1 protein-coding gene is annotated in these 1,442 nt (G+C 65.1%); it reads left to right on the top strand.

Going from position 1 to position 1,442, the window contains the following annotated elements:
• Positions 1-102 precede the first annotated feature (102 nt).
• Positions 103-1,359, top strand: coding sequence for a UDP-N-acetylglucosamine 1-carboxyvinyltransferase (gene murA, locus EAH68_RS14500; protein WP_126122041.1), 1,257 nt, complete (start codon positions 103-105; stop codon positions 1,357-1,359).
• The last annotated feature ends 83 nt before the right edge of the window (positions 1,360-1,442 follow it).

The raw sequence follows: 1,442 nt of genomic DNA, 5'->3' as shown, positions 1-1,442 counted from the left end.
AGCTGGGTGCCCATACTCGCTATGAGGCGGTCAACGCCGCACGTCGCATCGGCGCGCTGCCCTGACGTCAGGGGCGGGCGGACTCGGCTACTCTCGGGAATCGTGAAGGATCGATTTCTTGTCAGCGGCGGCGCTCGCCTGCAGGGTGCCGTCAAAGTCAGTGGCGCGAAGAACAGCGTCCTCAAGCTCATGGCGGCGGCTCTGCTTGCCGAAGGCACCACCACGCTGAGGAACTGTCCCGAAATTCTCGACGTCCCACTCATGCAGCGCGTCCTCGAGGGTCTCGGCTGCGCGGTCGAGTTGGACGGCGACGTCGTGCGCATCACCACTCCCGCGGAGCTGAAGTCTGACGCGGATTTCGACGCCGTACGTCAGTTCCGTGCCTCTGTCTGTGTACTCGGCCCCCTGACCGCCCGCTGTGGCCGGGCCGTGGTGGCGCTGCCGGGTGGTGACGCCATCGGTAACCGCCCCCTGGACATGCACCAGTCCGGTCTGGAGAAACTCGGTGCCACCACCCGCATCTCCCACGGTGCCGTTGTTGCGGAGGCCGAATCCCTGCGGGGCGCGAAGATCGCCCTCGATTTCCCCTCCGTGGGAGCGACGGAGAATATCCTTACCGCCGCCGTGCTCGCCGAGGGCACGACGGTCCTCGACAACGCCGCGCGGGAACCGGAGATCGCCGATCTCTGCGAGATGCTCAACTCCATGGGCGCGCGTATCGACGGCGCCGGCACCTCCACCATCACCATCGAGGGCGTGGAGAGGCTAGAGCCCACCGAGCATGAGGTCATGGGTGACCGCATCGTCGCTGGCACGTGGGCCTACGCCGCGGCCATGACCCGCGGAGACGTCACCGTCGGCGGGATCTCTCCCCGCCACCTGCATCTGGCGCTGGAGAAGCTCAAGGTTGCCGGGGCAGAGGTGGAGACCTACGAGAACGGATTCCGCGTGCGGATGGACCGTCGGCCCATCGCCGTGGACTACCAGACCCTGCCGTTCCCCGGTTTCCCCACCGACCTCCAGCCGATGGCCATCGGCATCTCCGCCATCGCAGACGGCATGAGCGTCATCACCGAGAACGTCTTCGAGTCCCGTTTCCGCTTCGTTGATGAGATGCAGCGACTCGGAGCCCACGCCACTGTGGATGGTCACCATGTTGTGCTCCACGGAATTGAGCAGCTTTCCTCGACAGAGGTGTGGAGCTCCGACATCCGTGCCGGCGCCGGCCTGGTGCTCGCGGCTCTTCTGGCGGACGGCGTGACCACCGTCCACGATGTCCACCACATCGACCGTGGCTACCCGAGCTTCGTCGAGAACCTCCAGTCCCTGGGTGCGACCATCGAGCGGGTCAGTCAATAGCTGCCACTATGTTCACTTCCCCAGGTTGATCACTGCATTGACCTGGGGATTTGTGTGTGTGGTGGGGGGTGTGTAACTTTATG

It is taken from the genome of Corynebacterium hylobatis (assembly GCF_003955685.1).
Taxonomy (GTDB): domain Bacteria; phylum Actinomycetota; class Actinomycetes; order Mycobacteriales; family Mycobacteriaceae; genus Corynebacterium; species Corynebacterium hylobatis.
This window is presented reverse-complemented; position numbering and strand designations above follow the sequence as displayed.